This is a genomic window from Desulfuromonas soudanensis (assembly GCF_001278055.1).
GTDB lineage: Bacteria > Desulfobacterota > Desulfuromonadia > Desulfuromonadales > WTL > Deferrimonas > Deferrimonas soudanensis.
The window spans coordinates 1,293,924-1,316,492 of record NZ_CP010802.1; the positions used below are offsets into that span (position 1 = coordinate 1,293,924).

Annotated in this window: 23 protein-coding genes and 1 pseudogene; 17 read left to right on the forward strand and 7 right to left on the reverse strand. The window is 62.9% G+C overall.

Annotation, left to right across the window (positions count from 1 at the left end):
- Window positions 1–29: 29 nt before the first annotated feature.
- From DSOUD_RS05710 to DSOUD_RS05720, 3 genes are read left to right on the forward strand one after another with little or no spacing between them, the layout of a single operon-like run.
- Complete coding sequence (locus DSOUD_RS05710; protein WP_053550099.1) at window positions 30–2,309, forward strand: Tex family protein; 2,280 nt, start codon at window positions 30–32, stop codon at window positions 2,307–2,309.
- Window positions 2,309–2,758, forward strand: a complete 450-nt coding sequence (locus DSOUD_RS05715) for a nucleoside recognition domain-containing protein (RefSeq protein ID WP_053550100.1) — start codon at window positions 2,309–2,311, stop codon at window positions 2,756–2,758. Before DSOUD_RS05710 ends, DSOUD_RS05715 begins: the two co-directional genes overlap by 1 nt.
- Window positions 2,758–3,201: a nucleoside recognition domain-containing protein gene (locus tag DSOUD_RS05720; protein WP_053550101.1), complete on the forward strand. Its 444-nt coding sequence runs from the start codon at window positions 2,758–2,760 to the stop codon at window positions 3,199–3,201. Before DSOUD_RS05715 ends, DSOUD_RS05720 begins: the two co-directional genes overlap by 1 nt.
- A gap of 81 nt (window positions 3,202–3,282) precedes the next feature.
- Here DSOUD_RS05720 and DSOUD_RS05725 read toward each other — a convergent pair whose 3' ends face one another.
- On the reverse strand, window positions 3,283–4,101 hold the full coding sequence (locus tag DSOUD_RS05725) for a mechanosensitive ion channel family protein (protein WP_053550102.1): 819 nt from the start codon (window positions 4,099–4,101) through the stop codon (window positions 3,283–3,285).
- A 176-nt stretch (window positions 4,102–4,277) separates the two neighbouring features.
- Between DSOUD_RS05725 and DSOUD_RS05730 the strand changes: the two genes are divergently transcribed.
- The 5 genes from DSOUD_RS05730 (at window position 4,278) to wrbA (ending at window position 8,603) form a co-directional block, all read left to right on the forward strand.
- The gene (locus DSOUD_RS05730) at window positions 4,278–5,009 is read left to right on the forward strand and encodes a DUF481 domain-containing protein (protein ID WP_053550103.1); all 732 of its coding nucleotides are present in this window, start codon (window positions 4,278–4,280) and stop codon (window positions 5,007–5,009) included.
- Window positions 5,010–5,192: 183 nt separating this feature from the next.
- On the forward strand, window positions 5,193–6,296 hold the full coding sequence (locus tag DSOUD_RS05735) for a cytochrome-c peroxidase (RefSeq protein WP_082351091.1): 1,104 nt from the start codon (window positions 5,193–5,195) through the stop codon (window positions 6,294–6,296).
- An 11-nt stretch (window positions 6,297–6,307) separates the two neighbouring features.
- Complete coding sequence (locus DSOUD_RS05740; protein WP_053550104.1) at window positions 6,308–7,384, forward strand: metallophosphoesterase family protein; 1,077 nt, start codon at window positions 6,308–6,310, stop codon at window positions 7,382–7,384.
- Between the two features lie 30 nt (window positions 7,385–7,414).
- Window positions 7,415–7,816, forward strand: a complete 402-nt coding sequence (locus DSOUD_RS05745; protein ID WP_053550105.1) for a c-type cytochrome — start codon at window positions 7,415–7,417, stop codon at window positions 7,814–7,816.
- A gap of 163 nt (window positions 7,817–7,979) precedes the next feature.
- Window positions 7,980–8,603 (forward strand): NAD(P)H:quinone oxidoreductase, encoded by a 624-nt coding sequence (gene wrbA, locus DSOUD_RS05750; RefSeq protein WP_053550106.1) that lies wholly within the window; start codon window positions 7,980–7,982, stop codon window positions 8,601–8,603.
- A gap of 163 nt (window positions 8,604–8,766) precedes the next feature.
- Here wrbA and trpD read toward each other — a convergent pair whose 3' ends face one another.
- The 4 genes from trpD to DSOUD_RS05770 are packed head-to-tail and all read right to left on the reverse strand — an operon-like array spanning window position 8,767 to window position 11,317.
- Complete coding sequence (gene trpD / locus DSOUD_RS05755) at window positions 8,767–9,828, reverse strand: anthranilate phosphoribosyltransferase (RefSeq protein ID WP_053550107.1); 1,062 nt, start codon at window positions 9,826–9,828, stop codon at window positions 8,767–8,769.
- 15 nt (window positions 9,829–9,843) lie between these two features.
- Window positions 9,844–10,446, reverse strand: a complete 603-nt coding sequence (locus DSOUD_RS05760; RefSeq protein ID WP_232426507.1) for a nitroreductase family protein — start codon at window positions 10,444–10,446, stop codon at window positions 9,844–9,846.
- Complete coding sequence (locus DSOUD_RS05765; protein ID WP_053550109.1) at window positions 10,428–10,856, reverse strand: FUSC family protein; 429 nt, start codon at window positions 10,854–10,856, stop codon at window positions 10,428–10,430. Before DSOUD_RS05765 ends, DSOUD_RS05760 begins: the two co-directional genes overlap by 19 nt.
- The gene (locus tag DSOUD_RS05770) at window positions 10,853–11,317 is read right to left on the reverse strand and encodes a MarR family winged helix-turn-helix transcriptional regulator (RefSeq protein WP_053550110.1); all 465 of its coding nucleotides are present in this window, start codon (window positions 11,315–11,317) and stop codon (window positions 10,853–10,855) included. The genes DSOUD_RS05765 and DSOUD_RS05770 overlap by 4 nt, the downstream gene beginning before the upstream one ends.
- A gap of 188 nt (window positions 11,318–11,505) precedes the next feature.
- Between DSOUD_RS05770 and DSOUD_RS05775 the strand changes: the two are divergent.
- The 7 genes and pseudogenes from DSOUD_RS05775 (at window position 11,506) to DSOUD_RS05805 (ending at window position 16,747) form a co-directional block, all read left to right on the forward strand.
- Window positions 11,506–11,786: pseudogene (locus tag DSOUD_RS05775) on the forward strand (peptidylprolyl isomerase).
- A 38-nt stretch (window positions 11,787–11,824) separates the two neighbouring features.
- Window positions 11,825–12,928, forward strand: coding sequence for a TlpA family protein disulfide reductase (locus DSOUD_RS05780; protein WP_053550111.1), 1,104 nt, complete (start codon window positions 11,825–11,827; stop codon window positions 12,926–12,928).
- A 150-nt stretch (window positions 12,929–13,078) separates the two neighbouring features.
- Window positions 13,079–14,176 (forward strand): phosphotransacetylase family protein, encoded by a 1,098-nt coding sequence (locus tag DSOUD_RS05785; RefSeq protein WP_053550112.1) that lies wholly within the window; start codon window positions 13,079–13,081, stop codon window positions 14,174–14,176.
- Window positions 14,177–14,207: 31 nt separating this feature from the next.
- Window positions 14,208–15,038 (forward strand): class I SAM-dependent methyltransferase, encoded by an 831-nt coding sequence (locus DSOUD_RS05790; protein ID WP_053550113.1) that lies wholly within the window; start codon window positions 14,208–14,210, stop codon window positions 15,036–15,038.
- A 131-nt stretch (window positions 15,039–15,169) separates the two neighbouring features.
- Window positions 15,170–16,051 carry a ribosome biogenesis GTPase YlqF gene (ylqF, locus tag DSOUD_RS05795; RefSeq protein ID WP_053550114.1) on the forward strand — a complete coding sequence of 294 codons (882 nt, stop codon included), beginning with the start codon at window positions 15,170–15,172 and terminating at the stop codon, window positions 16,049–16,051.
- The gene (locus DSOUD_RS05800; RefSeq protein ID WP_053550115.1) at window positions 16,032–16,397 is read left to right on the forward strand and encodes a YkgJ family cysteine cluster protein; all 366 of its coding nucleotides are present in this window, start codon (window positions 16,032–16,034) and stop codon (window positions 16,395–16,397) included. The genes ylqF and DSOUD_RS05800 overlap by 20 nt, the downstream gene beginning before the upstream one ends.
- Window positions 16,398–16,438: 41 nt before the next feature.
- The gene (locus DSOUD_RS05805; protein WP_053550116.1) at window positions 16,439–16,747 is read left to right on the forward strand and encodes a rhodanese-like domain-containing protein; all 309 of its coding nucleotides are present in this window, start codon (window positions 16,439–16,441) and stop codon (window positions 16,745–16,747) included.
- Window positions 16,748–16,853: 106 nt separating this feature from the next.
- Here the strand turns inward: DSOUD_RS05805 and DSOUD_RS05810 are convergent, their stop codons facing one another.
- Entirely contained in the window at window positions 16,854–17,378 is a 525-nt protein-coding gene (locus tag DSOUD_RS05810; protein ID WP_053550117.1) for a heme NO-binding domain-containing protein, read from the reverse strand.
- A 290-nt stretch (window positions 17,379–17,668) separates the two neighbouring features.
- Between DSOUD_RS05810 and cooS the strand changes: the two genes are divergently transcribed.
- Together cooS and DSOUD_RS18825 are read left to right on the forward strand one after the other, a co-directional pair.
- Window positions 17,669–19,615, forward strand: coding sequence for an anaerobic carbon-monoxide dehydrogenase catalytic subunit (cooS, locus tag DSOUD_RS05815; RefSeq protein ID WP_053550118.1), 1,947 nt, complete (start codon window positions 17,669–17,671; stop codon window positions 19,613–19,615).
- Window positions 19,616–19,834: 219 nt separating this feature from the next.
- Window positions 19,835–21,952 (forward strand): methyl-accepting chemotaxis protein, encoded by a 2,118-nt coding sequence (locus DSOUD_RS18825; protein WP_053550119.1) that lies wholly within the window; start codon window positions 19,835–19,837, stop codon window positions 21,950–21,952.
- 57 nt (window positions 21,953–22,009) lie between these two features.
- Here DSOUD_RS18825 and DSOUD_RS05825 read toward each other — a convergent pair whose 3' ends face one another.
- Window positions 22,010–22,501, reverse strand: coding sequence for a ferritin family protein (locus tag DSOUD_RS05825; protein WP_053550120.1), 492 nt, complete (start codon window positions 22,499–22,501; stop codon window positions 22,010–22,012).
- Window positions 22,502–22,569: the final 68 nt, after the last annotated feature.

The following is a 22,569-nucleotide window of genomic DNA, read 5'->3' on the forward strand; positions in this document are numbered from 1 at the left end:
CAAAATTCATCGCAGAAAAGGAACCACCCATGGCATTGAGCAATCAGCAACTCATCCGCGTCCTCACCACCCTGGTCGAGGAGACCGGACTGCAGCCGGCCCAGGTGAACAATACCGTCGAACTCCTCCGCGAAGGGGCGACCGTCCCCTTCATCGCCCGCTACCGCAAGGAGCGCACCGGCGAACTCGACGAGGTGGAGATCCGCACTCTCGAAGAGCGTCTGGCCTATTTCTCCGAACTCGAAGAGCGCAAGGAGACCGTCCTCAAGTCCATCGAGGAGCAGGGGAAGCTGACACCGGAGCTTAAGGCACGCATCGAGAAGACCCGGCAGAAGACCGAACTCGAGGACCTCTACCTCCCCTTCAAGCCGAAGCGCCGCACCAAGGCGACCATCGCCAAGGAGCGCGGTCTCGAGCCCCTCGCCGAGATCATCGCCGCCCAGATCCTTTCGACCGGGACGCCGGAGGAGGCCGCCGCCCCCTTCGTCGATGCGGAAAAGGAGGTTCCCGACGCCGCCGCCGCCCTGGCCGGGGCCGGGCACATCCTCGCCGAGCGCCTCGCCGAAGACGCCGACGCCCGGGCCGTGGTCCGCTCCCTGACCTGGGACCAGGCCCTCTTCGCCTCCCGGGTCGCCCCGGACAAGGTGGGCGCCGTTACCAAGTTCGAGATGTATTACGACTATCAGGAACCCCTCAAGGCGATCCCCTCGCACCGCATGCTCGCCATGCGCCGCGGCGAAAAGGAAGAGGTGCTGCGTCTTTCCCTGGCCCCCCCGGAGGAGGAGATCCTCCTGCGCCTCAAGGGGCGGCTCCTGCGGGGAGCCTCCATCTTCCGGCCCCTCCTCGAAGCCGTGGCCGTCGACGCCTACCGGCGGCTGATCTCGCCGTCCATCGAGGTCGAGCTGCGCCTCGAATCGAAGAAGATCGCCGACGAGGGGGCGATCGCCGTCTTTGCCAGCAACCTCAAGAATCTCCTCCTCCTGCCGCCGGCGGGGAGCAAGCGGGTCCTCGGCGTCGACCCCGGACTGCGCACCGGCTCCAAACTCGCCGCCGTCGACGGCACCGGGCGCTTCCTCGAGCACGTCACCATCTACCCCCACACCGGCGCCGGCCGGATCGACGGCGCCAAAAAGGAGCTGCTGCGCCTGGTCCAGAGCCACGGCATCGAGATGATCGCCATCGGCAACGGCACCGCCGGGCGGGAGATGGACCTCTTCGTCAAGGAGACGCTGCGCGAGGCCGGGGTCAACGTCCCGGCGGTGATGGTCAACGAGGCCGGAGCCAGCGTCTACTCGGCCTCGGACATCGCCCGCGAGGAATTCCCCGAGCTTGACCTGACGGTGCGCGGCGCCATCTCCATCGCCCGTCGCCTGCAGGATCCCCTCGCCGAACTGGTGAAGATCGACCCGAAGAGCATCGGCGTCGGCCAGTACCAGCACGACGTCAGCCAGAACGCCCTGATGAAGGCCCTCGACGCCGTCGTCGAGTCGTGCGTCAACTTTGTCGGCGTCGACCTCAACACCGCCTCCTACAAGCTCCTCTCCTACGTCTCGGGGATCGGCGAGTCGCTGGCCCGCACCATCGTCCGCCACCGCGACGAAACCGGACCCTTCGCGGACCGCAAGGGGCTCCTCAAGGTCCCGCGCTTCGGCGCCAAGGCCTTCGAGCAGGCCGCCGGATTCTGCCGGATCCGCCAAGGGGCCAACCCCCTCGACAACACCGCCGTCCACCCGGAAAACTACGGGGTGGTCGAAGCGATGGCCGCCGATCTCGGCGTCTCCCTCGCCGGGCTGGCCGCCGAGCCCAAACTGGCCGCAGGGATCGATCTCAAGCGCTACGTCAGCGAGACCGTCGGACTGCCGACCTTGCGGGATATCGTCGAGGAGTTGAAAAAACCGGGGCGCGACCCCCGGGAGTCCTTTCAGACCGTCTCCTTCCGCGACGACATCCAGGCGATCGCCGATCTCAGGGAGGGGATGATCCTCCCCGGGACCGTCACCAACGTCGCCGCCTTCGGCGCCTTCGTCGACGTCGGCGTCCATCAGGACGGCCTGGTCCATGTCAGCCACCTCTCCGACCGTTTCATCAAGGACCCCAACGACGCCGTCAAGGTCGGGCAGATCGTCCAGGTCAAGGTCCTTGCCGTCGATCTGCCGCGCAAGCGCATCTCCCTCTCCATCAAGGAAGCCCTCCCCGGCGGCGGCGCTCCCCGAACCGGCGGGGGAGGGCGCCCCGAGCCGAAGCCGAAGCCGGCTCAGCCCGAGGCTAATTCCTGGGAGAAATCCGGCTTCCGGGTCAAGCGCCGCTGATGACGGAAACCGTTCCCGATATTGCCACCCGGATCAAGACCGGCCTCCGGGAAGGGCTGCTGACCTCGGTCAAGCTCTTCAAATTCGTCCTCCCCCTCTACGTGGTCGTCGACCTCCTCAAGGGGAGCGCGGCCATTGCCGCCCTCGGGGATTTTTTCGCTCCGGTCATGGGGCTCTTCGGACTCCCCGGCGAGGCGGCCTTCGCCTTCGTCGCCGCCTTTTCCCTCAACCTCTACGCCGCCATCGCCGTGATGGCGCCGCTCGACCTCACCCCCTGGCAGGTCACCCAGTGCGGGCTGATGATGGGGATCGCCCACAACCTGATCCTCGAAGGGGGGGTGCTGGCCGGGACCGGCGCCCGCGGCGGCGTCCTCACCCTCTGCCGCGTCCTGATCGCCGGTTTGGCCGGGCTCCTCCTCGAGCTCGGCCACACCCTCTGGGGGGGATAATGGACGCTCTCCTTTCCGCGGTTCTCGGCGCCCTGCAGCTCGGCCTGAAGCTCCTCCTCATCATCGTCCCCCTGGTCACTCTCTTCGAGGTCCTGCGCTATTTTCCCGTCTTCCGCCGCGCCGGAGCCGCCGTCGACCCGCTGATGCGGGGGATGGGACTGACCCGCGACGCCGCCGTCCCCCTCTTCACCGGGATCTTTCTCGGCATCGCCTATGGCGCCGGGATCATCATCCGCGTCGCCCAGGAAAAGCGCCTCCCCAAACGGCAGCTCTTTCTCATGGGACTCTTTCTGGCCACCTGCCATGCGGTGGTGGAAGACACCCTGATCTTCGTCGTCATCGGCGGCAACGGCTGGATCATGCTCGGAGTCCGCATCGCCATCGCCGTCGGCCTGACGGCCCTTCTGGCGCGCCTGTGGCGGGGAGGGGAGGGCATTCCATAAACAGAAGGGCGGCCCCCCCAAGGAGGCCGCCCTTCTGTCTATGGAATTTTGAATTCTGTGTTCTGTGTTCTCCCTTCTCCCTCACCCCTTTTCCTCATACAAATGCACATCCCGCTGCGGAAAGGGGATGGAAATCCCCTCCTGATCGAAACGCACCTTGATCCCTTCGATGAGATCGAACCGCACCGCCCAGTAGTCCGCCGTCTTCACCCAGGGGCGCACCACGAAATCGACGCTGCTCTCCCCCAGTTCGGCCACGGCGATCTGGGGTGCCGGTTCCCTGAGGACGCGCTCGTCCTTGTCCAGTTCCTCGCCGAGGACCTTGCGCACCAAGGCGAGGTCGTCGCTGTAACTGACGCCGAAGGTCAGATCGATGCGGCGGGTTTCCAGGGCCGAGTAATTGACGATGTTGTCGCCGAGCATCTTGCCGTTGGGGACGATCACCCGTTTGTTGTCCGGGGTCCGGAGGGTGCAGGAGAAGATTTCGAGCTCCTCCACGGTTCCGGCGGTGCCGGCCCCTTCCACGTAGTCGCCGGCCTTGAAAGGCTGGAAGATGATCATCAGCACCCCGGCGGCGAAGTTGGCCAGCGACCCCTGCAGCGCCAGGCCGACCGCCAGACCGGCGGCGCCGAGGATGGCGATGAAGGAAGTGGTCTGGATGCCGATCTGGCTCAGGGCGGCGATGACGACGATGGTCAGGAGGAGGAAATACCCCATGTGGCTGGTGAAGGAAATCAGCGTCGGTTCGATGCCGCGCCGGGTCATGACCTTCTTGAGGAGATTGACCAGTCCCTTGACGACCCAGCGGCCGAGGACGAAGATGGCCAGGGCGGCAAGGACCTTGATGCCGTAGAGGACGGCCCATTCCTGCAGGCGGGGGGCGATTTGACTCAAATCCATGGGGGGAACTCCTTTTACGAAAATAGAATGATGGGGGCGGGCCGCAGAATGAATATGGCGCGAAAAGAATCGGCTTCCTTGCCGATTTGGCCAATCCGGTTATATTCAGGCTAACAGATGACGGCTGGTGCGCAATTGCAGGCTGTCGATGAACCCATGTCGTTAAGGAGGTTAACATGAAATGGATGCGTACGGGGTTGGTACTCTTCCTCGGTTTTTTGCTGGTCGGCCAGGCCGCAGCGGAAGAGAAAAAGTGGAGCGATGAGGCCGAACTCTCCTACGTGAGCACCGGCGGCAACACCAAGGTGACGACTCTGGCGGCAAAAAATCTTTTTAAAATCCCTTTTTCCGAAAGATTTTCCGGGAGTTGGAAGCTTCAGGCCCTCTACGGCAAGAGCGACGGCGTGAAAAACGCCGAGGCCTATTCCACGGAGCTGAGGGGCGACTACGCCCACACCGCCCGTCTCTATTCGTTTGCCACCGCCGGGTGGCTGCAGGATGAATTCTCCGGCATCGATCAGCGCTTTGTCTACGGGCTCGGCAGCGGCTACAAATTTCTCGACGGGCCGAAGCATTTCCTGATCGGCGAGGCCGGGTTGACCTATACGATGGACGACTACACGGACGGCACCGATAGCCAGTATCCCGGGGGGCGCCTCTTCGGCCAGTACGATTACAAGTTCAGCGATGCCAACAAGTTCACCCAGAGCGTCGAATTCCTGCCGGACTTCGACGATACGCAAAACTGGCTTCTCAACAGCGAAACGGCCCTGACCGCAGCCCTGAACAAGACGTTCTCCATGAAAACCAGCTATCTGGTCAAATATGACCACGAACCGGTGCCGGGATTGACCAAAACCGACACCATCTTGAGCGTCGCCCTGGTGGCCAACTTCCAGGGGATGTGACGGGGGGAAGTTTCCCCTCCATGGCGCGGTACGGAACAATCAGGAGGGGTGACCGAAGCCGGTCACCCCTCTGCATTTGGTCTTCGGCCGTCGGTAAGGGGGGGGGCGAGTCCGGTTGACAACAGGGGCAAATGAGCTAATTTTAAGAGCCAACCGGCTCATTTCTGCATGGAGGTCAATCCCATGAACGTACCCCCTTCCCTGATTCTGGTTCTATTTCTGCTCTTTTGTCCCCAGGCGCTTCACGCCGCCGACCCTCTCCTCGGCCTGCCGCCGGTGCCGATTCCCGCCGACAATCCCCAGACCCCGGAAAAGATCGCTCTCGGCCAGAGGCTCTTCGAGGACAAGCGCTTCAGCGCCGACGGGACGGTCAGCTGCGCCACCTGCCATGATCGGGAAAAAGCCTTCGGAGACGCCCTCCCGGTTTCCGAAGGGGTCGGCAAGCAGAAGGGGACGCGCAACGCCCCGACGGTGATCAATGCCGTTTTTTACAAGGTTCAGTTCTGGGACGGCCGCCGCTCCAGTCTCGAGGAGCAGGCCAAGGACCCCTTTGTCAACCCCGTCGAGCACGGCCTGAAGAGCCACCAGCCGATCCTCGACGTCATCCGCGGCGACGCCGACTATCCGGCGGCATTCGGCGCCGTCTTCGGCGTCGAACCGGCGTCGATCACCATCGATCATGTTGTCAAGGCGATCGCCAGCTTCGAGCGCACCGTCGTTTCCGGCAACTCTCCCTTCGACCGCTACCTCTACGGCGGTGAAAAAGACGCCATGTCGGAGGCGGCGATCCGCGGCCTCGCCATCTTCCGCGACAAGGGTCGCTGCCAGAGCTGTCACGCCATCGAACAGACCGATGCGCTCTTCACCAACAACCAGCTGCACAATCTCGGGGTCGGTTTCAAACGCATCGAACCGCGCCTGATGGAGATTGCCAATTCCCTGCGCAGCGCCGTGACCCGGGGGGAGACGATCGACGAGAAGGTGCTGACCGCCCCCGATATTTCCGAGCTCGGCCATTATGTCGTCACCTTTCGTCCTTCCGACATCGGCCGCTTCAAGACCTCGGGGTTGCGCAACATCGCCGTCACCGGACCCTACATGCACGATGGCAGTCTCAAGACCCTCGAGGAGGTCGTCGAACTCTACAACAAGGGGGGCGAGCCGAACCCGATGCTCGACAGCGGCATCCTCCCCCTTGACCTGACGGCCGAAGAAAAGGCCGATTTGGTCGCCTTTCTCAAGGCCTTGACCAGTCCCGAGTTTGCCCATCTGCAAACCGCAAAATAAAGGAGAGCGTCATGAGTTCTGAGGTCAGCAGGAGAATCTTTTTGCAACAGCTCGGCGCCGCCGCGGCGGTCACGGCCCTCCCCTTGAGTCTTGTGGAGATCGCCTGGGGAGCGGGGAAGGGGGAGAGTTTCACCTTCGCCTACATTTCCGACCCGCACATCACCCAGATCAAGGGGACCGAATTCGTCGATAATTTCGACAAGGGGCTGGCCAAGGCGGTCCTCGAAGTCAACTTCATGTTTCCCCAGCCCGACTTCGTCGTCTTCGGCGGCGACCTCGCCCAGCTTGGCAAGCCCGAGGAGCTCGACCACGGCATGGAGATGCTCAGCAAACTGACGCTGCCGGTGCGCTACGTCATCGGCGAGCACGATTACTATCTCGACCTCGGAAAGTACTGGGAGGAGAAGATCAGCAAGCTCAACTATTCCTTCGACCACAAGGGTGTGCACTTCGTCGTCCTCAACTCCATCCTCACCGACGACGACTGGACCCACAAACGCTGGCCGACGGCGGCGGAGCGGATGCAGCAGATGGCCCGCCTCGACAATCCCGACGGCTCCCCCTTCATGGTCAAGGAGGCGCAGCGCAACTGGCTCAAGGCCGATCTGGCCAAGATCGACAAGAAGACGCCGATCGTTGTGATGTCCCACTCCCCCCTCTACAAGATCTACAAGGGGTGGAACTTCTGGACCGACGACGCCGAGGAGGTCCAGGCGCTGCTGCAGCCCTTCCAGCAGGTGACCGTGCTGCACGGTCATGTCCACCAGATCCTTTACAACCAGATCGGCAACATCACCTTCCATGCCATGATGTCCACCGCCTGGCCCTGGCCCTATCCGCACAGCTTCGCCGGAAAACCGAGCATGGTGCCGAAGCTGACCGTCCCCATGAACCGCGCCGATCCCTTTCACGAGCGCGACGCCACCGGCTGGTCGGCCATCGATCTGGCCAGCGGCAAGGTGACCAACCGGCTCGAACTCTGGGAAAACACGCCGCGCACCGTCGCCGAGGACGAAAAGACCGGGCTGCCGGCCGACTCCCAATACCAGGATCCGGCAAAACGCATCCCGCCGCAGGACCATTACTAAAAAAATGACCTCTTAAAAGGAGAACTACCCATGTTCAAAGGGATCTGTCTGATACTGCTGGCGCTGGCCCTGTCCCTCCCTTCCGTCGCCGCCCGGGCCGATGAATTCACCGAAGCCGATCTCAAGAAGTGGCAGGAGGATTTCATGGTCGTGGTGAAGGAAGGGGAGAAGCTTTTTCACAGCGCCCTGGGGAGCAATGCCGTCTCCTGCGACATGTGTCATCCCAATGGCGCCAACAACCACCCGGAAACCTATCCCAAGTTTCAGAAGCAGATCGGCAAGGTGGTGGCCCTGCGCGACATGATCAACTGGTGCCTCAAAAACCCTCTCAAGGGGACGGAAATGGCCGCCGACGATCCGAAAATGGTGGCGATGGAAGCCTACATCACCTGGGAGCGGCGCGGGGTCCCCCTGGCGCCGGGGAAGCACTGAGACAGAGGTATTCCGAGGATGAAAAAACGGGGGCGCCCCTTTTCCGGAGCGCCCCCGTTTCGTTCGCCGTCGAAGAAAAACATAATTGCAACTCCGGTGAATTCTGTTTTACTTAAGTAAATTCAGGATATTGAAAAGACAACAGTCAGGGAGGGGATGAACCATGAGCGTCAAAATTCAGGTCGTTTTTTACAGCATGTACGGACACGTTTACACGATGGCCGAGGCGGTGGCCGAAGGGACCCGGGAGGTCCCGGGGGTCGAGGTGGCCCTGCTGCAGGTGCCGGAACTCGTCCCCGAAGAGGCCCTGGAAAAATCGGGCGCCGCGGCGGCCCGCAAGGCCTTTGCCAAAATTCCCTTCGCCAAGCCGGAGGGTCTGGCCGACGCCGATGCCGTGATTTTCGGCACCCCGACCCGCTTCGGCAACATGTGCGCGCAGATGCGCAACTTTCTCGACCAGACCGGCGGCCTGTGGATGAAGGGGTCCCTGGTCGGCAAGGTCGGCAGCGTCTTCACCTCCACCGCCACCCAGCACGGCGGGCAGGAAACGACCATCACCAGTTTCCATTCCACCCTGCTGCACCACGGCATGGTCATCGTCGGCGTCCCCTACGCCGAGGCGCGGCTGATGAATATGAGCGAGATCAGCGGCGGCACCCCCTACGGAGCCTCGACCCTGGCCGCCCCCGACGGCTCGCGCACCCCCAGCGAAAACGAGCTGGCCATCGCCCGCTACCAGGGGCGGCATGTGGCGCAGATCACGGCGAAACTCAAGGGGTCCGGGTAGTTAACAAAGGTGTGATTTGGAGAAAACAAGCAAAGCTAAAGAGGCTCTCCGGCGACGGGGAGCCTCTTTAGTTTTGGGGCGGGAATTACTCTATGACATCAACCGCTCAGGACACGCGCTCCCGCCGGGGTGCCTTTCCCCCTTTCCTGCTTCAAGGGACGAATCAGTCGAATCCCTGGTTCGTCAGCGCCTTAAGCCTTTCCACCTGCCTCAGGGCCTGGCCGCCGTCAATGGCAGCGGCCGCTCGTTCCATCCCCTCCCTGACCGAGGTCGCCTTCCCCGTTGCCAGAAGGGCGTAGGCGGCATTGAGCAAAACGATATCCCGCTTCGGCCCCCGTTCGCCCTGGAGTACGGCCCGGACGGTGACGGCGTTGGCCGCCGCGTCGCCGCCGCGCAGGGCCTCCATCGAGCAGCGCTTAAGGCCGAATTCTTTGGGGGCAATGGTGGACAGCTGGATCCCTCCGGGAGTGATTTCGGCCAGAAGCGTTTCCCTGGTCAGGGTGATCTCATCCATGCCGTCCATGCCGTGCACGACAAACCCGCTCCGGCAGCCGAGCCTGTGGAGGACCCACGCCAGCTTCTCCACCAGCTCCGCCTGGTAGACCCCCATGACCTGACAATCGGCGCCGGCCGGGTTGGTCAGCGGACCGAGGATGTTGAAGATGGTGCGGATGCCGATTTCCCGGCGCGGTCCGATGGAGTGTTTCATGGCGCCATGCAGGGCCGGTGCGAAGAGAAAGCCGATCCCCACCTCGTGGATGCACTTCTCGACGGTTTCCGGGGTGACGTCGAGGTTTATCCCCAGCTTCTCGATGACGTCGGCGCTGCCGCAGAGGGAAGAGACCGAGCGGTTGCCGTGCTTGGCCACCTTGACGCCGCAGGCGGAGACGACGAATGAGACGGTGGTGGAGATGTTGAAGGTGTTCGTCCCGTCCCCTCCGGTGCCGACCACGTCCAGGATGGTTTCCCGGTCGAGATTGATCTCGTCCCGGTCGATGTCGAGGACGTTTCGACCGGCATGGATCGGCGTGACCCGTTCCCGCATGACCCGGGCGGCACCGGTAATTTCATCGACGGTTTCGCCCTTCATGCGCAGGGCGGTGATGAAGGATGCGGTCTGGGCCGGCGTGGAGCCGCCGGACATGATCTGGCTCATGACCTCGATCATCTCCCCTTCGTTCAGATCCATCCCCTCCACGACACGGGCAATCGCTTTTTTGATCACTCTTTAAGCCTCCCTTCAACGATGAATATATTTGACCCTGGTCTCAAGGGATTTCTTGGGCGGCATGGCCTTTACTTTTTCACTGTAACCGAGGGGGATAACGGCCATGAGCTCCCCTTCGGTCTCTTCAAATAAATTCAGGACGTCTTCATTGATCAAGATGAGGATGCCGAGCCAGACGGAGGAGAGCCGGAGAGCGGTGGCGGCCAGCAGCAGGTTCTGGATGGCGGCGGCAGAACTCTGAATTTCCATGGTTCGGAAGAAGTCCCGGGCCTTCTTCTGGTCCGGGCTGAAAAGTCCGGTGGCATGCCGGGTCATTTCACCCGTGGTGACGACCCCCACCACCACAGGGGCGCTGGATATGCTTCGCGACGCCATCCGAAGAAGTGCCGAGGAGGCTTTGGGGAATCCGGCAGCTTTTTCGTTCACCAGGCCGGCCAGCTCTCGTTTCTTTTCTCCACTGACGACAATAAATCGCCACGACTGCTGATTGTGCGCCGAGGGGGCATGATTTGCCGCATCAAGGACGTTCTGCAGGTCGGATTCGGAAACAGCCTTGTCTTCAAACAATCTGACGCTTCGCCTCTGCTGTATGACGTTCATAATATCGTTGAACACGGTATGCACCTTTCTGAGATGATGCTTGAGTTAAACAGAAAATTCTTTTCCCCTGGGGGCCGGTCGTTCTGCGGATTTCGGGCGAGATGGGCCAGCGAGCGCAGCGTTTCTTCCATAAGCCGGGATTCGGCCGGGGAGAGGTCAGCGGTTACTTTTCGTTCTTGCAGGAGGAGCAGGCCGGCCAGGGCGCCGGTCGCCGTTCCGATGAGTCGATAAAGGCTCTTTTCGAACAGCAGTCCGCGCGTCGGTTGAATGACGATGAGCGCCGTCATGGCCGCCCAATAGGGAGATTCCAGCCGCAGCCATACGGCAACGGCCAGAGCCGCCAGGGCGGCAGCGGTGTTGCGCAGAGCGAGGATGAATTGGGGACGGTTCCGGCTGAAAAAGCGGCGGAATTTGCGGGAGATCATGGTTTGACGGAGCTCTGTGCCTGGCAGATATTGGCTTCCAGGCGCTCGATGAACTCGGCCATCCGGGAAATTTCGCCATCGTCGAAGGAGCTGAAGAGGGCATTTTCAAGGGTCATGACTTTTTCCTGGATCCGATTGACCAGCAGTTTCCCGTCTCCGGTCAAAAACAGGAGTTTGGCGCGCCGATCCGAAACATCCTCCTGTCGCCGGAGCAACCCCTTGTCCAGGAGGGTGTCAAGAAGACGGACGATGGACGGCCCTTTGATGCCGAGGGATTCGGCCAGATCCTTTTGCCGCGTGCCGTCGCCGAGGAGGTGCAGGTGAAGAAGGGGCCTCCAGGTGGCATCGGTCAGCCCTGAACCCTGGATTTCCGTGTCCAGAACCTGCCGCCAGTGCCGTGTCGCCAGGGCAAGACGGAAGAGAAGGTTGCCGCGATGGATCGTCTCATTCGTTTCAGTCATGAAGAAAAGATAGCACCCTAATTATTTGCATGCAACCATTTCTTCGGGGGTCATCGAGGATATCTTTGAGCTATTCCTGGCGGAGGACGGCCTTCGGGGCAAAAACCACTTTGCCCCACGCCGGCGACCGTGTATTTTGTCCCGGAGATCCTCGGCATCGAGTTTTTTTCAGACAGGGGGATAAATTTATGGCCATGGCAACGGCACGGCACATTCTGGTCGAAACCGAAGAAGAGTCTCTGAAACTCAAGGAGGAGCTCGGGGGGGGGGCGCCGATTTTACTTTTGTGGCGCAGCAGCATTCCCTCTGTCCTTCGGGACGTCGGGGGGGCGACCTCGGAGCCTTTGCTCAGGGGCAGATGGTCCCGGAGTTCGACGCGGCGGTCTTCTCCGGCCCCCTGAATCAGGTCCTCGGGCCGGTGCAGACCGGCTTCGGCTTTCACCTCATCGAGGTTACCAAACGCTGGTAGCAATGCGGGAACAAATGGAAAAAAGGAGAGAACAGCCGATGAAATGCCTGACACGACGACTTGCCGTAGGCCTGATGGTCCTGTTTTTCGGCCTCCCTCTCGGGAGTGCCGCTGCCGCGCCGGTGGATACCGGCGAGCCGTTCCCGGTCGTTGCGCTGCCGGCCCCCGCCGATCCCGCCGAGCGGGCCTATCTCGGCCTCGACAAGGAGGGTCCCTTCACCCTCGATCAGGTGGAGGGGAAGGTGGTGCTGGTGGAGCTGCTCAACGTCCTCTGCCCCCACTGCCGCAAACAGACCGGGCCGTACAACGAGCTTTACCGGATGATCGAGGGCGATCCGGTCACCCGCGGCAGGATCAAGATGCTCGGGGTCGCGGTGGCCAACAGCGACGAGCAGATCGAGGATTTCGTCGACATCTACGCCGTCGCCTTCCCGGTGGTTTCCGACCGCAGTTTTGCCCTCCATAGGGCTCTGCGCGCCGGTCCGACCCCCTTCTCCCTTTACGTCCTGCGCGATGCCCCGGGGGAGGTCGGGGTGGTGGCGGGTACAGCCCTTGGCGAAGACGAGGGCATGGAAGCGCTCTTCGACTTTCTCAAGGAGATGCTGACGATGAAAACGGCGGACCTTATCCCTCTGGCCGAAGGGAGTACGGAGGCCGTGGCGTCCCTCGAACCGCCGCAGACGGAAGGGGAGGTCGCCGCCCGGATCGAGGGAGCCCTGGCGTCCCTGGGAGATAAGGTCAAGGGGGTTCGCCGGGTCTCCCTTCCCAGCGGCCGAAGGGTCTATGCCGCCCGGGTCCGGCGCTCCGGCGAGTGGGAGACGATTTTCGCCGAGGTTACCAGCCGTTCGGCGATCTGCGACGTCTGCCACAACGTCCACTTCTTCTACCTCTTCGACAGCAAGGGGAAGATCCTTGCCTTCGAACCGCTGCACCTCACCAAATACGGCAACGCCGAATGGAACAAGGGGGAGGTGGATCATTTTGCCAAAAGAGTGGTCGGCCGGTCGATGACCGGCCTGTGGAATTTCGATCCGAAGGTCGATGCGGTAACGAGCGCCACCATGACCTCTGCGATCATCTTCGACAACTTCGATCAGGGGCGGCAGCTCCTCGATGAATTGAAGGCTGCCGGAGAGCTGTAAGGGACGGGCGCCCCTTTTCCTCCTTGTCCTCCAGCGCCGCACAGGCTATCCTTTCCGGTCGTATACGCTTTTTCCGGAAAACTTTTTCGGGATATCCCTCTCAACGGCCAGCAGGCTGCCCGGGGTGGATGTCGCAGGAGCATCTGATTCATGGCCCGAAAAATTTTCATCTCCGCCACCGGTCAGGACTGCGGCAAAACGACGACCAGCCTCTCCCTTCTCTACCAGGCGCGGAAGAAATACAGCCGCATCGGCTTCATCAAGCCGATCGGCCCCAAGCCGATCGACTTCCTCGGCCGCCGTATCGACACCGACCCGGCGATGATCGCCAAGGTTTTCGGTCTCGAACATCTCATCGACTTCATGTGTCCGGTGGTGGTGGAGCCGGGGATGACCCACCGGATGATCGAGGGGAAGATCTCCGTCGTCGAGCTCGAAGGGCGCATCCTGCAAGCGGTGGAGCGCCTCGAGCAGGAGTGCGACTTTCTCGTCATCGAGGGGGCGGGGCACAGCGGCGTCGGCTCGGTTCTCGGCCTCAGCAACGCCCGGGTGGCGGCCCTCCTCGGAGCGCCGGTGCTGATGGTGACCGGCGGCGGTCTCGGGAGCGTGATCGACTCGGTCTGCATGAACCTGGCCCTCTACCGGGAGTGCGGGTCCGAGGTGCGGCTGCTGGTGGCCAACAAGCTGATTCCCGAGAAGCGCGACAAGACCATGCACCATTTGCGTCTTGCCTTCAAGGATGCCGGCCTCGGCGTGATCGGCGGCTTCAACTACCAGCCGGTGCTGGCCAATCCGACCCTCAAGCGGATCGCTCACGTCCTCGGGATCCCGGTCAACGGCAACGCCGCCGATCTGATGCGCATCGTCCACCATGTCCAGATCGGCGCCGCCTCCACCCAGCGGGTGGTGGATATGCTCGAAGAGGACACGCTCCTCATCGTCACCAGTTCCCGGGACGAGCTGCTGGTGACCCTCTCCAACCTCTACGCCCACCCCGAATACCGGGCGCAGATTGCCGGCCTGGTGATTCCTGGGGTGGTGCCGATTTCGAAAATAACCCAGCAGATTCTCGACAGCAGCGGTCTCCCCTATCTGCGCACCACCATGCGCACCGACAGCGTCTTTCTCGCCATTCACGAGGACGTCTCGAAGCTCACCCCGGAGGATGCCGAGAAGATCGTCCTGATCCACAAACTGGCGGAGAAACGTTTCGACTTCGACTACATCGACCGGCTCTTTTCCGAATGACCGCGTCGCAACCGCAGGGATTTTTCCAGCCATGAGCGAAAAGCACGACATCCGTCCGGGGCAGTCGATCGAGCTCCTCAAGGAGCTGCACATCCTCACCCGCGACGGCCAGCTCAACCAGGACAGCCGCCGCAAGCTCAAGCAGGTCAATCACCTCTACCAGTTCATCGAGCCGCTCCTGCAGGAGGTGCTGCAGGAGCGTTCCGCCATCCGCCTCGTCGACCACGGCGCGGGGAAGTCCTATCTCGGCTTCATCCTCTACGACCTCTTCTTCAAGACGCGGTCGGACGAGAGCCGGATCTACGGCATCGAGACCCGTGACGAACTGGTGCAAAAATCCCGGGAGCTCTCGGCGCGCCTGAACTTCCCCGGGATGTCCTTCTACAACCTCTCGGTGGCCGAGGCGACGGAATCGGTGTCCCTGCCGGAGACCGTCGACGTCGTCACCGCTCTCCACGCCTGCGATACCGCCACCGACGACGCCATCGCCTTTGGTTTGAAAAAAAAGGCTCAATTCCTCGTCCTGGTCCCCTGCTGCCAGGCCGAGGTGGCCACGGCCCTGCGCCGGACCAAGGCCGCCGCCCTGGCCCGGGGACCCCTGGCGGAGATCTGGCGCCACTCCCTGCACACCCGCGAATTCGGCAGCCACCTCACCAACGTCCTGCGCTGCCTGCAACTGCAGGCCCACGGCTATCAGGTGAGCGTGACCGAGCTGGTCGGCTGGGAACACTCGATGAAAAACGAGCTCATCATCGCCCGTTTCAAGGATCTCCCCCGCCGCCATCCCGCCGAACGCCTCCGCGAGCTCCTCGGGACCCTGGGGCTCGAGGAGCTGGAGGGGCGGTTTCTGACTCCGGAGTAAGCGTCGCTGCGACCCCTCTCCGGGGCTCCTCGTGCCGCTCCCCGGAAAATCCGCCATTTTGCTCGCCGACTGTGCTAGGATGTCCGTTCGCTGGATTTTTCCTTTTGTTAACGCAACACGCGAGAGTTCCGATGAAAATAGAATGGTACCCGGGGCACATGGCCAAGGCCCGCCGTCAGATCATCGAGGTGATGGCCACCATCGACGTGGTCATCGAGGTCATCGACGCCCGTCTCCCCGCCTCCAGTTCCAACCCCCTCCTGGCCAAATTGCGGGGGGTCAAACCCTGCATCAAGATCCTCAACAAGAACGACCTCGCCGACCCGGAAGTCACCCGGGCCTGGGTGCGTCATTTCGAAGAGGAGTCCAATGTGCGGGCCCTCCCCCTCGAAGCGAAGCAGCGCACCGAGGTCGCCCACATCCCCACTCTTTGCCGGGGGATGGTCTCCCGTCCCGGCAAGCCGTGGAAGTCGCTGCGGGTCATGGTGATGGGGATTCCCAACGTCGGCAAGTCGACCCTGATCAACACCCTGGCCGGCAAGCGCATGGCGCGCATCGGCGACAAACCCGCCATCACCACCTGCCCGCAGCAGATCGACCTGCGCAACGGCATCTTCCTTTCCGATACCCCGGGACTCCTCTGGCCGGTCATGAGCGATCAGCGGGGGGCCTACCGGCTGGCGACCAGCGGCGCCATCGGCGACAGCGCCATCGACTATGCCGATGTCGCACTTTTTGCCGTCGCCTTCATGATGCGCCGCTATCCCGATCTCCTCTGCGCCCGCTACGACCTGCAGGCACTTCCTGAGAGCCCCACGGCCGCTCTCGAGGAGATCGGCCGCCGCCGCGGCTGCCTGGTCGGGGGCGGAGAGATCAACCTGCAGCGGGCCGGCGAGGCCTTTCTCCGCGATCTGCGCGGCGGGAGGATCGGCCGGGTCTCCCTCGAAGAACCGGGGGAGGAGATTGTTGCCGAGGCCGCTCCGGAGGAGGGGAATGGGTACGCCCCCCTTTAACTGCCGGCGCTGCGGGCACTGCTGTCTCACCCTGGTCGACGCCTTTGCCGGCTGCGTCTCGGCGGCCGACCTCGCCCGCTGGAGGGGAGCCGGGCGGCCGGACATCCTCTCCCGGATCGAGAGTCTCGACCTCGGCCGGGGGAACGTTTTGCACCTCGCCTGGGTCGATCCCCTCACCCGGGACGACGTCGAGCGCTGTCCCTGGCTTGCCGAGCTCCCCGACGGCGGCGGCTTTGGCTGCACCATCGAAGCGATCAAGCCCGACCACTGCCGCGCCTACCCCGAGGATGAAAGCCACGCCCGCCAGACCGGCTGCCCCGGAGCGGCCTTTCCCCCCGAAAATTGATTCATCCGCCGTCCGTCGCAATTTTTTTTACAGGAGACAGGATGCAGGCCAAGGAACTGGCAAAGAAAATCAAGAGCAACTCGGCGCCCTGCGTCATCGACGTGCGCAGTGGCTTCGAATTCCGCTCGGGGCATATCCCCGGGGCGCTCCATACCCCTGCCTGGCGGATTCTGCTGCGCCTCTCCCCCCTCCCCGGGGACAAAAAGACGTCGCTCGTGGTGACCTGCGAACACGGCCCCCGTGCCCAGATCGCCGTCTCCCTCCTGAAGCTGGCCGGATATCCTGACATCGAGCTCCTTGATGGGCACATGGCAGGGTGGCGTCGCGGCGGACTTCCTCTGGAAAAATAAACTGCGCTCAACCGGCAGCGATTCCGGGAGAGGGGAACAAAAAAGGGCAATGGCCGGAACACGCGTTCCGGCCATTGCCCTTTTTGCATTCTCTTTCAAAGAGTCGTCAGGCCGGGAAGGTGATTTCCAGCTGGCTTTCGCTGAGCTTGCGGACGCGGAGATTTTCCCGGAAGTGTTTCCCCACCCCCTGGACGAGGCCGACCAGGTAGTCGATCATGCCGCGGCCGGAGCGGTACTCCATCAGCAGGGTGTTGTCGTCCTTCCACTTGTAGCCGAAGCGGGGGGGGCGCGCCGATTCGATGTTCATGGTCACGTTCTCGTGGATCTGATCCATCTTCAGCAGCAGTTCCCGGGCGGTTTTGGAGCCGCGGAAGTAGGCCTTGTAGATCCTCTGGCAGAACTCGTTGACCCAGTAGTCGCCGAAGGCTTCGGAGGCCTGGCGTTTGCTGATGTTGAGCGTGGTGCAGGTGGCGTCGAAAATTTTCATGGCGACGCGGTCGTCGATGTCCTGGCTGGCGAGAAAACGGGTGTTGCCGGGCAACCCGGCGTTCACCAGGGTCGCCTCCCACTTGGGCTTGCCGTACCCTTCGCTGATCATGCTCTCGAGACAGTTGATGATGACGGCCTTCACTGGGATACCTCCTTTGAGTGCGGTTGAAGAAATGTCGGAACTTTGCGGCGGTTTGTCCTGCGGCGGGAAGTAGACGGCTTGTGAAAGGAAAAAATCTTTTAAAATCAGTGGGGAAGAGAGTAACTCATCCTTTCCTTTGTGGGACCTGTCATATCTTACAGGGGCGGTAAGTATCCATTGTCGGCGATCATGGCCTGTGCTTTTCTGGCCGAGGGAAATGATGACGGGTGGAGGACCGGACGTCCTTTGCGGCCGACTTTTTCCCGGAGACGCAGCAAAGGAGCCTTATCATGAGCAAACTCGAGGATGTTCGAAGTGTCGATCCCGCCGCCCTGGCCATGCTGGCCGTGGCGGACCGGGAGGGGTACGAAACCGTCTGGGACCGCTTGAAGCAGCAGCAGCCCCAGTGCCGCATGGGGCAGACGGGGGTCTGCTGCCGGATCTGTTCCATGGGCCCCTGCCGGATCAATCCCTCGGGGAAGAAGCCCGACCGGGGGGTGTGCGGGGCCGATGCCGACACCATCGTCGCCCGCAACCTCATCCGGATGATCGCCGCCGGCGCCTCGTCCCATTCGGATCACGGCCGCAAGCCGGCCATCCTCCTCCGGGAGATCGCCGCCGGGCACAACGCCGACTACGGGATCAAGGATCCGGAGAAACTCCTGGCCGTCGCCGCCCGGCTCGGCATCGCCGTCGAGGGGCTCAGCCTCCTGGAGGTGGCCGGGGAGGTGGCCGAGGTCTCCCTTGAGTGCTTCGGCAAACAGGACGGCGAGCCGATCCGCTTTCTCCAGCGCTACATGCCGGCCCGCCGCCAGGAGCGCTTCCAAAGGCTCGAAACGGAAATTGCCGCCTCTACCGGGAGGCGCCCGGGGTTCCTGCCGCGGAGCATCGACCGGGAGCCGGTGGATGTGCTGCACCGCACCACCTTCGGCACCGACCACGATCCCCTCTCGCTGTTGATCCAGGGGGTGCGCTGCGCCCTGGCCGACGGCTGGGGCGGTTCGATGATCGCCACCGAGCTCCAGGATGTCCTATTCGGCACGCCGCGGGCCAAGGCGGCCCAGGCCAACCTGGGGGTGATCGACGCCGACTATGTCAATATCCTCGTCCACGGCCACGAGCCGATCTTTTCCGAAAAACTCATCGACTGCTCCCTCGGGGAAGAGATGCAGGCGGTCGCCCGGGAGCACGGCGCCAAGGGGGTCAAGGTCATCGGCATGTGCTGCACCGTCAACGAGGTCCTGATGCGCAAGGGGGTGGCGGTGGCGGGGAATCACCTGCACCAGGAACTGGCGGTGATGACCGGCGCCATCGAGGCGGTGGTGGTCGACGTCCAGTGCATCCTGCCGTCGATGGTCAACCTCACCCGTTGTTTTCACACCCGTTTCATCACCACCAGCGACCAGGCGATGTTTCCCGGGGCGATCCATATCCAGTACGACGAGCAGAACGCCCGCCGGGTTTCCGAAGAGGTGGTGCGCACCGCCATCGCCGCCTTTTCCGACCGCAACCCCGCCAAGGTCTCCATTCCCCAGGAGGTGATGGAGGCGCGGGTCGGCTACGGCGTCGAGGAGCTCTCCCGTCACCTCGGGGGGGATCTGCACCCCCTGGCCGTGGCCCTGGCCGACGGCACCATCCGGGGGATCGTCGGCATCGTCGGCTGCAACAATCCCAAAATCACCCAGGACTACCTCCACGTCGGTCTGGCCCGGGAACTGATCCGGGAGGGGGTCCTGGTTGTCGGCACCGGCTGCTCGGCCATCGCCGTGGCCAAGGCCGGCCTGATGGGGCTGGAGGTGGCCGACCAGGCCGCTGCCGGGCTGCGCGACTTCTGCCGACGCCACAACCTCCCGCCGGTGCTGCACATGGGATCCTGCGTCGACTGTTCGCGGCTGCTGGTCCTCTTCAGCGACCTGGCCGAGCGCCTCGATCTCGACGTTTCGGAGCTGCCGGTGGTCGGTTCGGCGCCGGAGTGGACCACGGAGAAGGCCCTGACGATCGGCACCTATTTCGCCGCTTCCGGGGTTCCCGTGCATCTCGGCCATATGCCGCCCATTGCCGGGAGCTCCACCGTCACCCGGATCCTCACCGAGGATCTGCGGGGACTTCTCGGCGGGTACTTTTTTGTCGAGGGGGAGCTGCTGCCGGCCACGGCGGCCATCCTCGCCGTTCTCGATGAGCGCCGGGCCCGGTTTCTGTCCAAAGAGGAGGATCTCCCGGCGGATCTGGCGAGTTAGAGGGGAAAGTGACCAATTTTGACCACCCCCGGGGAAAGAGAGGGAAACCTGGCCCTTCATCCGCTGAAAGAAAAGCCCAAGGGTCCGTATTTGCGGGTTTTTATGGTTTGATTAAAATAATGTGGACGGCCGACATTTGGGATTATTTTTTGCAAGTCTTGCGGCACTCCGGCCGGGATGCCCCCCGGTCCGCAACGGATTATTTCTAGGAGTTGTTTCATGTCATTCCAGTGGAAAATGATCGGCATCGTCGTCTCAGCGGCTCTCCTTCCGCTCCTGGTGGTTCTGGCCCTGACCACCCACTATTCCATGAAGGCCCAGGAGGAAACGGTCGCCGCCGCCGAGCGGATGGTAGACGCCGATCTCGAGCATACGATTGCCGGACTTCTGCGCCTGGCCGACGCCAATCAGGCCGCCCTGAAAGAGCAGCGCCAGGCGGCGGTAAGGAACTATCTCCGTTCCCTGGCCGACAGTCTCTACCAGAGGGTCGAGGCGATTCACCGCCGCGAATCGGGGGGCGCGGCGCAGGAGGCGATTCGGCGCGAAATCCTCTCTCCCCGCATCGGCGGCAGCGGCTATGCCTTCGGCCTGAACAGCCAGGGGGTGTTGACGGTTCATCCGAAGAGTGAAGGAACGTCCCTGGCAGGGGAGGCGCACATCGATGAAATGCGGGACAAGAAGGAAGGGTTCATCACCTATCACAGTGTCACCGCCGGGCGTGACAAGGCCGTCTACTACCGCTATTTCCAACCCCTCGACCTGATCATTGCCCCGGGGGTCTTCGTCGACGAACTGGAGAGCCTCTACGATCTCCAGGGGGAGGCGGCGGCCTTTTCGCGGTTTGTCAACGGCCTGCAGCAGCTGCGCATCGGCGAACTGGGATATATCTGGGCTGTTTCCGTCGCCGACGGCCGGTCCGAGGGCTTTGCCGCCAGTCCGACGGGAGCAGGCGGGAAGGCCCTTCCCCTTCCCGAGGAGGACAGCGGCGGCACTCCCTTTCTGCAGCCCCTCGTCGATCGGGCCCTGTCTCTTCCTCAAGGGGAATACGGCGAATTGTGGCTCGATCTGGTCAATCCCCTGGACGGCCAAAAGCATCGCATGATGTATCGCTTCACCTATTACCCCCCCCTGAATTGGGTCATCGGCGCCGCCGTTGCCGAGGAGGAGGTTCTCGGCGCCGCGACCCGGGTCGGTGCGTCCTTCAGCGCCATGGAGAAGTCGATCCTCACCGGCTCGGCGGTGCTGGCTCTTCTGGCCTGTCTTGCCGCCTCCCTCTTCGCCAGGACTCTGAGCCGCCCGGTGCAGCAGGTGGCGGCGGTGGTCAAGAGGGTGGCCAAGGGCGATTTTACCTGCCGGCTCAACCTGCAGCGGCGGGATGAAATCGGCCAGCTTGCAACGGCGCTCGACGGCATGTCGGAGCATTTGCATCGCACCGCCGAACTGGCCGAGGAGATCGCCCGGGGGAATCTGGCGGTGACGGTGGTGAGGGCGTCGGAGGAGGATCAGCTCGGGCTGGCCCTCGGCAACATGGTGGGGACGCTCAATAACGTTATCGGCGAGGTGAAGGGGGCGATGGAAAACGTCACCTCGGGAAGCCGGGCCCTCAACGACGCTTCGCAGGAGATGTCCCAGGGGGCCACCGAGCAGGCGGCGGCGGCCGAGGAGGCGGCGGCCTCCATCGAGCAGATGGAGGCAAACATCCGCCAGAATGCCGAAAATGCCCGGAAGACCGAGCAGCTCGCCGTCAAGGCCGCCGGGGACGCCGAGGCGAGCCTGGAGGCGGTGGGCGACACCATGACGGCGATGAAGCAGATCGCCGAAAAGATCATGATCGTCGAGGAGATCTCCCGGCAGACCAACCTCCTGGCCCTCAACGCCGCCATCGAGGCGGCGCGGGCCGGGGAGCACGGCCGGGGATTTTCGGTCGTTGCCGCCGAGGTGCGCAAGCTGGCCGAGCGCAGCCAGCTGGCGGCGGTGGAAATCAACGGGCTGTCGATCTCGAGCGTCGATGTGGCGGCCAGGGCCGGCCTGATGCTCGAAGCGATGGTTCCCGACATTCAGAAGACCGCGGAACTGGTGCAGGAGATCGCCGCCGGCAGCAGGGAACAGACGATGGGGGCCGGGCAGATCGGCAAGGCCATCGGGCAGCTCGACCTGGTCATCCAGCAGAATGCCACCGTCGCCGAAGAACTGGCGGCCACCTCGGAAGAACTCTCCAGCCAGTCGATGCAGCTCCTCGAAACGATGACCTTCTTCTCCACCGGAGACCTCGTTGAGGCCCCCGAAACACCCCGGACGCGTCCGGGGGGACAGTCCTTGCAGATCGCAGGCTCCTAACGTCAAAGGGACCGCCCCTCCGTGGCGGTCCCTTCTCCCTTCTCCCTTCTCCCTGTTCTATTCCCGCACGTAGGTGTCGATATCGGTCTCGTGCACCATCGCCATCATATGGGCGTATTCCGATTCGACGATCTGGTAGTGGCGGTCTTCGTCCCGCGCCAGCTTCTCATAAACCGTCCTGATTTCGGGGTCGTTGCAGGCCGCGGCGAGACTGCGGTAGGTATCGCGGTTCTCTTCTTCGAGGCGCATCGCCAGTTCCATGACCCTGCGGCTGGCAATCTCCGGGTCGAGCCCCGTTTCGAGGGCCTTGATCAGGGGGGACTCGATGTGGGGGGGGAGGGCGAGAAAGGAGCGGACATCGCCGATCTCTTCTCCGCTGTAACGGGAAAAGAGACTTTCGATGTGTCCCTGCTCTTCTGCGATGAGGGTTTCCAGAGCCCTCCGCGACCGTTCCCTGGTCACTCGGGAGGCCGCTTCGCGGTAAAAATCGAGTCCCTCCTTTTCGTGGAGCAGGCACTCCTTGAGGATCTCCTGGGTCTGTTTCTTCATGGCTGTCTCCTTTTCTGCCGCGCGTGTTATTCTGATAACAAGCCGCCCCTGCCTTGTCCTGTAGTCCC